The organism is Bacteroidota bacterium (genome assembly GCA_026391695.1).
Taxonomy (GTDB): Bacteria; Bacteroidota; Bacteroidia; order Bacteroidales; family JAGONC01; genus JAPLDP01.
The window spans coordinates 1-9,561 of the sequence record JAPLDP010000046.1 but is presented as its reverse complement, the minus strand read 5'-3'; the positions used below and the strand labels follow the sequence as shown (position 1 = coordinate 9,561).

The following is a 9,561-nucleotide window of genomic DNA, read 5'->3' as shown; positions in this document are numbered from 1 at the left end:
ATACAAGATAGACATCGTGCTAAAAAAATAGCTGATGAGGCAGGCAGTAAATTTGAAATTGTAGAAGTTAAATGCTCGTCTGAAGAGATCATCAAGGAGAGACTGAAACAAAGATTTGAAGATGAAAGTGACGCACAATATTTGCATTATCTAAAATATAAAAAGATTTTTAAGCCAATTACTGAAAAGCATATTATCATAGATAACTCAGGCAAACTTGAAGAAATAGATAACCAAATTAATAATTTTTTTTAAATCATAAAATCAACTGTACACAATCGAGTAGGCTGTCCCGCCAGCTGAGCTGACAGGGAGAGCCTCTCACACCATCCCGATTAAATCGGGGTGGTTCATTAAGATGTGGAGCAATCTTTTCGTAATACGTAAGCATAACTTCATAGCCTCTTCTGCCATTTCTGTTTCCCGGAACAAGTCCGGGACAAGCTGTCAGTACCGGATGGAGTTTATCCCGCCAATGGCCGGACAGCCACACTTCCTTCAGTGTATGCCTCGCGGTATACCACCCCCGACCTACGGTAGGGGCAGGCTCTGTGACTTGCTAATACTTCAGGACGTCACACCTGCGTATAAGGGACTTCCACCCTCTGGAAAATAATGCACGCTTGTCGATTGCCTTCTGTTAAAAAAATTTGTATTTTTAACATTTTTGTAAAGCTTACAACAAGTGTACACTGCATGCTCATGCAGGGCACACACAGGCGGTATATTTTATTGCCGGGACAGTGGGTTAATGAAGCGTAACAGCACCTATGAAACCTTGTACTAACTTGATAATGCCGTGCTTCTAAAACGGCAACAAAACATACCGCCAAACCGTTAGCACATATTGTATAACCAAAACCGTTACTAAAATGAATAATGAAGAACCTTTTGAAGCCTACAAAAATGTATTTAAAGAGGCAACAGGTAGAAATTGGGACGAAAATCTATCTGATTACATTTTGTTTTTACAGTTGAAAGTTCAAGAGCAACAACTTGTGGCAATGAATCAACTTTGTAACGTGGTAACTAAATTTGTAAAATAAACCTCACACCAAATTCTATCTGATGAATACAAGTATATTAATCTTCGTCAGAATTAATATGCTTGTATTCTACATTCGTACTATGTATTCTTATCACTAAGAAATATAAATCTCTTGACTTCAATACAGATGCTTGATAGCTTCCTCTATTGACAAGATAAGTAGAAATTACAGAAACAATTGATTTCTTCATGATACGTATATATAGTTAAACAATAAAAGACAAAACCAACATGTGCGAACACGTGGTTAAAAATATTGGAGTTGATGATGGAAAGGCAAGTTTTTCGCTCGCACCAAAGCTCATTAACGGTGGATGCAGACGCAGCCCCGAACTCCCCAACATTTCCAACCACGGAACCGTTAGCAAACATTATAAAGCTTATAAATAAGGAGGTTTACCTGTTAATTTCTTCATGAAGATTTTCAACCGCTTCAACCGAAACCACCTTCCCATAGACTCCCCGTTCAACAAAGTCGAGATGCAGCTTGCTAAATACCTGATCGTCGGACGTGGTAAGAAGATAATGTTGTTCATCATATCCCCAAACCCGCATAGTGAAGTTTTGATAAACGGCATAAGTCCCCACATAGAAAAGATTACCCGTATAATCGATCACATCATCAAGATTGGTGCTAATTTGCTTGCGCCCATCCACAAAGGTCAGAAGAGGATAAAGGGTATCGTTTAAACGGCCAAATATTCCATTACGGATAGGATTTACCCATTGTGATTTGCTTTTTTCTTCGGGTTCAGTAGTCACCCATTTGTTAACCTGAAAGGTAGCCCTTAGAATCTCGTTTCCAAGAGGGGTAACTTCGTAAATTTCGCCACCCTGATCGGGGGCAAAGTAATTGTCAAAAAGATATTCGGGAAAACCACCATCACCAAGGGTCGACGAAGTAAAGCCACCGCCGGTATTGGGCCATGCGTGAGGGTAAGTACCACCCATTTCTGTACAATATGGAATTGTAAGGTGATTTAGATTACTGCTTGTAAACCGTATAACAGCGTATCCGGCGCCATCGGGTAAAAATTTGGTACTCGGGTAATCTAGCCGAAGCCCATAATAGATATCGTTCATTGTCGAAAGGCTTTTTAAATCTGCGGCCACTGAAACAAAGCCTCCCACCGTACCGCCGTATATATTGTTCATATAATTCGGCACATCCTGAAGAGGAATCACTTTTTCTAACACCGTTGTAGCTACCGGTGCAGTGACCCCGTTGCGTACTTGCAGGAGCTTGTTTCGGTCAGTTTCGACCAGATGCCATGCAGAGTCTGTACTAATGGTTATAAACTCATCTACATTGATACCTACGGAAGAAAGCAAATCAGGTCTTTGCTCCGAAAAACCTTGAAGTTTCCGTATTTCAGATTTCCTGTAAATTCCATCGGACCAGATAGTATAAACATTGTCTTTTTTACATGATTTGCTGCCGAAAACAACCAACATTAACAATGCTGTCTGGATTACCAGATATAGTGTTTTGTTTTTCATTTTACTTTAATTAAAGTTTTCCCGCAGAAGGTTTTGACCACTTCTCTCTTTTTTATGGATTCTGAACTATACTTTGTTATTTGATTATTAAATTGAAACACCATAAATTTAAACTTTATTTTTGCTTTATGTGGCTGTCTCCTTTTTAATTTGAAAAAATTGCTAATAGCTGTTGATTCGATAATAAAAGGGGATAAATCTATTCGAACACGTTTAGGTTGGATATTTGGATATAGACATAAATATGAAATGATTAAAAAACAACAATTGCTAATAAATAAGGCTTCGTGTGGTCCGCTTGAGGCGGACCCAACATGAAGCCACGTTGCACAGCCTGCCCCGCCTCCGGCGGGGAAATCCAGTCCTGGCCACACATCCTTTTAGTTTTTTTCTATAGAAATTGAATGACTTTCTTAGTTGACAGGCTTGATATTTTCAGGGAAGAGGCCAAACTTTTTATAATAAACAAGGCCATGCCTGATGAAAAGAATAGGCTGAAAAAGACTGTAAATTGGCGTTTCAGGCTGTTTTATGCAATATCTTACCGTGTCCATATCCTGAACGTTATTTAATTTGCTGCTATATCCCGGTTGCCGCTTGCTGATTGTAAAGAAGATATACACATAGCCTCATATGCCGTTCCTGTTTCCCGGAACAAGTCCGGGACAAGCTGTCAGTACCGGACGGAGTTTATCCCGCCAACGGCCGGACAGCCACACTTCCTTCAATGCATGCCTCGCGGCATACCACCCCCGACCTACGGTACGGGGCAGGCTCTGTGACTTGCTAATACTTCAGGACGTTACACCTGCGTATAAGGGACTTTTCCATCCTCTGGAAAATAATGCACGCTTGTTGATTGCCTTCTGTAAAAAAAATTTGTATTTTTGATATTCTTATAGAGCTTACAACAAGGGTGTGCCACATGCTGAAACGAATTGGAATAATTTTCATACCTTTGGCAAATGCTTACCAAGAATTACATATTAAGCAAGCTAACTGAATTAAAGCCTACTCTTCATGAGGATTACTCCGTTAAAGAGATCGGGCTCTTTGGCTCTTTTTCCGATAATTCATTTACTGACAATAGTGATATTGATATCCTCGTAGAATTCGAAAAACCAATAGGTTGGAAATATTTTTCCCTTGAGATTTACCTTGAAAATATATTTGGTCGAAAAATTGATCTTGTAACAAAGAATGCCTTGAAGAAACACATCAAAGATCGTATCCTTCAACAAGTAAATTACATCTAGATTGAAAAATGAAGAACGCACATATCAAATGTTTCTTGAAGACATTCAACTTGCGATGAGTCGAATTGCTGAATATATAGAAGGTTACGACTTTAAACGTTTCAAGAAAGATTATAAGACTGTAGATGCAGTTATCAGAAATTTTGAAATCATTGGAGAGGCATCGAGGAAGCTTGATGCGAGAATAAAGGAAAAATATCCTGAAATCCCCTGGCAGGAAATGTACTATTTAAGAAATAGAGTCTCACATGAATACTTCGGCGTGGACTATGAGATAATATGGGATATTGCGATAAATTATCTTCCGGCAAATAAAGTCCAGATCGACTCAATTATTGAACAAGAAAAATAAAGCACGACGGCCCAATCGAGTAGGCTTCCCCGCCAGTAACCACTGACGGGGAAGCTTACAGCTTCCTACTGATAATACCTCACGGTAAACACCCTTGCGACTTGCTAACACCCTTTAAAGCCAAAAGGCCTTTTCACAAAGAAGCCAATAAGGGCCACCCAAATATTAATCTTTTCAGCAGCTCATTGCCCCTGCATTATTCTTGGCTGCCAGAAGACTGTAAGCCCCGCTGATCACCACCTTCAGATTCCGTACATCCAGGCCTTCAGGTATCATGACTTCGGCATATCCACCATCGGAAAGGCCTGTCTTCACCTCCACCATTTTAAATTCCGTGACCTCTTTGCCATTTTCCTGTTTTGTTTTGTCGAAAACGAAAATATATTCCTTTTCGGTGCCATTCATTCATACATGGTAATTAAATAATGAAGAGGATATAAATGCTGAAAATGAGTGCGAACCATTTCATCGGATGCAAATTTGTACAAAACTTAATTTCCAGGGGGATAAAAATCTGTTAATAAATTCAAACTAAGAAATTGACGCTTAGTCAATACTATCCATTATATTTATAGTCCATTACCTTATTAAACGGATGATAACAGTAATAACCATTTAAACAAGCATTTATGGGTTTCTCAAAGATATTCAGTGCGCTTATTCCCAAAGAAAAAAAGTTTTTTCCGATGTTCGAAGAGGCAACGGAAACCGCATGTAAAGCTGCAGAATTACTCAAAAAACTAATTCAGACCGAAGAGGCTGAATTAAGAGAACCCATATTTAAAGAGATCAAAGAGCTGGAAAACAAGGGTGATGATATTGCTCATCAGGTTTTTGATCAGCTGGATTCGACATTCATCACCCCTTTCGACCGTGAAGACATACACAAGCTGGCTTTCACTATTGATGATGTTCTCGATTTCATTAATGGAACCAGCCAAAGAATAAAGTTATATAAACCTAAAAAATTTCCTGCTGAGTTTCTTGAATTTACTGAACTAATCATTACAGGTACAAAAGAAATTCATACTGCGGTAAAAGAACTGAGGAATCTTAAGAAACCAAATAAAATATCCGAAGCCTGTATAAGGATCAATGAAATAGAAAATGCGGCTGATGAGGTTTATCACTCAACCTTATCACAGTTGTTTGCCAATGAACAGGATGCCATTGAGCTGATCAAGAAAAAAGAGATTATTCAGACCATGGAAAGGGCTGCTGACCGCATTGAGGATGTCGCCGACGTCCTGAAAACCATCATTATCAAAGTGGCCTGATACATATATCAGTCAATGTTTCAAGCCAGCATCTGAAATTCATCCATATTTTACTTTCGCCATATCGCTAAAGTTAATGTATCCCATGATGAACAATTAACACAAATAACCGTTTTTTTTGTTAACTTTGCACCTCGAAATTTGCATCTATATTTCTCCAACACACTAAACGGAATTTTAAAATGATTAATTTCCGGCACGTTGTCCTATTATTTGCGATTATGATCTTACCTGTGGTCATCCTTTCACAGGCTATTCCTGATGACGAGAACCCGCCTGCAGGCTATCAGCCCGATTACAGGATCGACAATATGGGTTACTGGATGAAAATGGCCAGATTAGGTCTGGTCAAGTACAATCCTGATGTGGTAGCCCCGGCAGCAACTTTCAGGGGATCAGCGATCAATGCCACTACAGTTGTCACCACTGATTCCCCGGATGTTCCGGTGACAGAAGAAAATTCGACACAAAGCGAAAACTCCATATTTGTCTATCCGGATGATATATCTTCTGCACTAAACTCCAACAATTCCACACAGAATCCGGTAGGTACACTTTATGGTGCCGATTATTTATTGACCCATGATGAAGGACAAAACTGGGAAGGAAGCATACAGGGAGCAGGCGGAACCAATTCGGGAGACCCAGCTTCTGTCATCGGCACCAATGGCATGCAGTTTATTGGATTCATAAATAACGGCAGTGGCCAAAGTGTGGCACGGTCAACTGACGGAGGACAAACCTGGACCGCTCACATCGTCGCGAATAAACCTCCTGGATTCGGCAGCGTGCTTGATAAAAATCACCTGTGGATCGATAATGCACCTGACAATCCTTATGAAGGTTACCTTTACACTGCATGGACGAACTTTGGCGGCGCCAATGCTGGTGACATTGAACTGTCACGTTCAACCGACAATGGATTGACCTGGTCATCACCCATAAATGTCAGTTCAGCTGCCGGTGGCAGCCAGTGTCAGGGTGTAAATATTCATACCGGACCTGATGGAGAAGTCTATACGGCCTTTGCCGTGTATGACGGCGGTGGCGACGAAAAAGCCATCGGCTTTGCGAAATCGACCAACGGTGGACTCTCCTTCCAGCCGGCAGTCAGAGCCATTAACAACATTAAAGGTATACGGTCGAGTGAGACATCAAAAAATATGAGGGTCAACTCTTTCCCTTCGATGACCGTTGATATCAGCGGCGGACCAAACAATGGGAATATCTACATTGTCTGGCCAAATATTGGCGTGCCAGGCACGAATATCGGACCTGATATCGACGTTTACATGATCCGGTCTACCAATGGTGGCAGTTCATGGTCTACCCCGGTAAAAATCAACCAGGATCCAACAGGCCAGGGCAAAGAACATTATTTCCCCTGGATCACCTGTGATCCTGAAACTGGCACCCTCAGCGTCATTTTTTATGACGACAGAAATGTCGGAAGCACCCAGTGTGAAGTATGGGTGGCCAATTCCACAAATGGCGGAACAACGTGGGAAGATTTTAAAGTCAGCGATGTATCTTTCACACCGCAACCTATTCCGGGCCTGGCAGCAAATTATTTTGGCGACTACCTGGGTATCAATGCCAGGGCAGGTATTGTTTATCCCTGCTGGACCGATAACCGCAGTGGTGTGGCTATGTCCTATGTATCTCCTTTTGAAACCCCTGCCGGTCCCCGCCCGGCTTCAAATCCTGAACCTGCCAACGCCAGCAATGATAACTTTCCATGGGCATCATTGCATTGGCAGGACTTCAGAGACCGCGCTGCATCCTTTAAAGTCTATTTGGGGACAAATGACCCGCCAACGAATATTGTTAATGGAGTGACAGCCACCGATACCTTCTATATCCCGCAGGCTGAACTCCAGTTTGACCAGCAATATTTCTGGCGTATTGAATCATTCAACAGCTATGGACAGGCATCCAGTGATACATGGACATTTTCAGTAGGCCCACAACCGGATGAAGATTTTGAGACCGGTGACTTTTCGAAAAATGACTGGCAATTCGCCGGCGATGCTGATTGGCTTATCGATAATTCAGTGCACCGGAATGGAACCTATTCTGCCAAATCCGGTACTATCAGCGATAACCAGAATACATCCCTGAAAATCGAACTGGAATTGATTCCATCTCCCTTTGCAGTTATGATAAGCTTCTGGAAAAAGACATCGACACAATCCGGTGCTGATGTATTACAATTTCTGGTTGATGATGTCATCAAGGGGGAGTGGAGTGGAGAAACGGACTGGTCATTTGAGCAGTATCTGGTAATAGACGGAGGCTTTCATACATTTGAATGGAAATATATTAAGAATAATTCCATTGCAGAGGGGCAGGATGCAATGTGGGTGGATTATATAGAGTTCCCGCCCATTGAGCAACTCACAGCCAATGCAGGACCCAATGGTACAGTGTGTGAAGGCAGCACCTATCAGTGCACTGGCAGTTCAACGAATTATACATCTCTGGAATGGTCCACATCGGGTGATGGAACATTCAATGACAATACCCTGTTGAATGCTGAATATACACCCGGATCAGGCGATATCTCTTCCGGAACAGTCACCCTGACATTGACTGCATCTGACGGAACCAATACTATCAGCGATGATATGATTCTGACCATTCAGCCGGCACCCTTTGTCATTCTTGACAATTCTGCCACGGTTTGCTATTTCGACAACTATACTGTCCAAAATGCTACTGCTGAAAACTATTCCCAGCTTTTGTGGTCTACGTCGGGTGATGGGACTTTTGATGACAATAGCATTTTGTCACCTGTTTATACTCCCGGAGAAAATGATATTGCCTTCGGCACTGTCACATTAACTTTGACAGCTACCGGATTAATTCCATGCAATGAGGCTTCCGGAAATACCGTTCTGCTTATCCTTCATATCCCGGCACAGACTGAAATTCCAATCGGTCCTGCCGAACTCTGTGAAAATAACGAAAATACCGTCTACACAACCACAAACGTCGAAGATGCAACCTCTTATCAGTGGATTCTGTCTGCCTCTTCTGCGGCAGGCACGGTTACCGGGACTGACACAATTGCAACAGTGGACTGGAATAGTGATTTCTCAGGTTTTGCTGATCTCCTGGTTCAGGCTCAAAATGACTGTGGTGTCGGCCTCCCATCGCAGAGCCTGGTAATCTACGTAGCACCATTACCGGAACAAGCCGCAACACCTGTTGGTCCTGATACAGTTTGTTCATTTCCACAGCCTTCCGTTTCGGATTTTATAACAAGTGGTTCTGTCAATGCTGATTCCTATGAATGGGATCTGTCACCCAGCGAAGCAGGAACTATCTCTGGCACAGGTACTATTGGAACCGTCACCTGGAATCTTTGGAGCGGTGACGCCTATATTAAAGTCAAAGGCATTAATACTTGCGGTGAAGGAACCTATTCCGAAGAACATCTTGTAGTTGTCGACGTGTGCGAAGGTCTTGGTGATCTTAAGGATATCTCGAACATCAGCATTTTCCCGAATCCGAATGACGGAATTTTCTACATTAATATGTATGCCGGCCATTCAACCGGAGTCATTCTTAAAGTCTACACCCAGCTTGGTAAAGTGATCTATCTAAAGAATGAAACCCTGATTTCAGGCAGGACATCAATTGAAATTGACCTGAGCGACCAGGCCAATGGCATCTACTTTCTATCAATTAGTGATGGGGCAAATCAGATTATGAAAGAAATTGTCATCCGGAAATAAAAGTGTTATTTTGATACTGGTCGATATACTATTGCTAGCGCGCGTCTGTGCCTAAAATCCGCAGGTCTTGAAAAAGGAGGGATTTTTCTCAATCCAAGGCGGGTAAGTTTATAATGAGGATTCTATAAATTTATTTTTTAAGGCTTACCCATATATTTTTTATGAAAAATAATATCAATGATCCCCCCCAAGGCATACTTATTCCATTGATTTGTAAAGAATTAGTTTGATTTATTTTATTAAGAAGGTATTTTGTCAGATATTGGGAGTTTAAGTTTTAAAGTGTAGTTTTCCATAAATGCGTAACTTTTGTGTCCGGCCTGATTTAATCCATTTAGCCGGGATGCAGATAAAGCGATATCTGAATTTCTTTAATCTGAAACAAGGG

The 9,561-nt window shown here is 41.6% G+C and carries 9 protein-coding genes; 7 read left to right on the top strand and 2 right to left on the bottom strand.

Translation table 11 applies throughout. The features are described from left to right. Both NT175_06950 and NT175_06945 read left to right on the top strand, forming a co-directional pair. Positions 1-255, top strand: a 255-nt coding sequence (locus tag NT175_06950; GenBank protein ID MCX6234450.1) for a kinase, incomplete at its 5' end; no start/stop codon positions are given. A gap of 617 nt (positions 256-872) precedes the next feature. Beyond that, the gene (locus NT175_06945) at positions 873-1,046 is read left to right on the top strand and encodes a hypothetical protein (protein MCX6234449.1); all 174 of its coding nucleotides are present in this window, start codon (positions 873-875) and stop codon (positions 1,044-1,046) included. A 398-nt stretch (positions 1,047-1,444) separates the two neighbouring features. Here the strand turns inward: NT175_06945 and NT175_06940 are convergent, their stop codons facing one another. Then, positions 1,445-2,548 (bottom strand): hypothetical protein, encoded by a 1,104-nt coding sequence (locus tag NT175_06940; GenBank protein ID MCX6234448.1) that lies wholly within the window; start codon positions 2,546-2,548, stop codon positions 1,445-1,447. Between the two features lie 404 nt (positions 2,549-2,952). Between NT175_06940 and NT175_06935 the strand changes: the two genes are divergently transcribed. The 3 genes from NT175_06935 to NT175_06925 all read left to right on the top strand — a co-directional run bounded on the left by NT175_06935 (position 2,953) and on the right by NT175_06925 (position 4,156). Continuing rightward, positions 2,953-3,120, top strand: coding sequence for a hypothetical protein (locus tag NT175_06935; protein MCX6234447.1), 168 nt, complete (start codon positions 2,953-2,955; stop codon positions 3,118-3,120). A gap of 393 nt (positions 3,121-3,513) precedes the next feature. Then, on the top strand, positions 3,514-3,804 hold the full coding sequence (locus NT175_06930) for a nucleotidyltransferase family protein (GenBank protein MCX6234446.1): 291 nt from the start codon (positions 3,514-3,516) through the stop codon (positions 3,802-3,804). Between the two features lies 1 nt (position 3,805). After that, entirely contained in the window at positions 3,806-4,156 is a 351-nt protein-coding gene (locus tag NT175_06925; GenBank protein ID MCX6234445.1) for a DUF86 domain-containing protein, read from the top strand. 174 nt (positions 4,157-4,330) lie between these two features. Here NT175_06925 and NT175_06920 read toward each other — a convergent pair whose 3' ends face one another. Next, the gene (locus NT175_06920; GenBank protein MCX6234444.1) at positions 4,331-4,561 is read right to left on the bottom strand and encodes a hypothetical protein; all 231 of its coding nucleotides are present in this window, start codon (positions 4,559-4,561) and stop codon (positions 4,331-4,333) included. 224 nt (positions 4,562-4,785) lie between these two features. Here NT175_06920 and NT175_06915 point away from each other — a divergent pair, with 224 nt between their 5' ends. Continuing rightward, positions 4,786-5,433, top strand: a complete 648-nt coding sequence (locus tag NT175_06915; GenBank protein MCX6234443.1) for a DUF47 family protein — start codon at positions 4,786-4,788, stop codon at positions 5,431-5,433. A gap of 182 nt (positions 5,434-5,615) precedes the next feature. After that, complete coding sequence (locus NT175_06910; GenBank protein MCX6234442.1) at positions 5,616-9,173, top strand: T9SS type A sorting domain-containing protein; 3,558 nt, start codon at positions 5,616-5,618, stop codon at positions 9,171-9,173. Positions 9,174-9,561 lie beyond the last annotated feature (388 nt).

Excerpts from the sequence above, each read along its gene's own strand:
- NT175_06940 (MCX6234448.1), bottom strand. The coding sequence starts at position 2,548 with ATGAAAAACAAAACACTATATCTGGTAATCCAGACAGCATTGTTAATG.
- NT175_06915 (MCX6234443.1), top strand. The coding sequence starts at position 4,786 with ATGGGTTTCTCAAAGATATTCAGTGCGCTTATTCCCAAAGAAAAAAAG.
- NT175_06945 (MCX6234449.1), top strand. The coding sequence starts at position 873 with ATGAATAATGAAGAACCTTTTGAAGCCTACAAAAATGTATTTAAAGAG.
- NT175_06910 (MCX6234442.1), top strand. The coding sequence starts at position 5,616 with ATGATTAATTTCCGGCACGTTGTCCTATTATTTGCGATTATGATCTTA.
- NT175_06930 (MCX6234446.1), top strand. The coding sequence starts at position 3,514 with ATGCTTACCAAGAATTACATATTAAGCAAGCTAACTGAATTAAAGCCT.
- NT175_06935 (MCX6234447.1), top strand. The coding sequence starts at position 2,953 with ATGACTTTCTTAGTTGACAGGCTTGATATTTTCAGGGAAGAGGCCAAA.
- NT175_06920 (MCX6234444.1), bottom strand. The coding sequence starts at position 4,561 with ATGAATGGCACCGAAAAGGAATATATTTTCGTTTTCGACAAAACAAAA.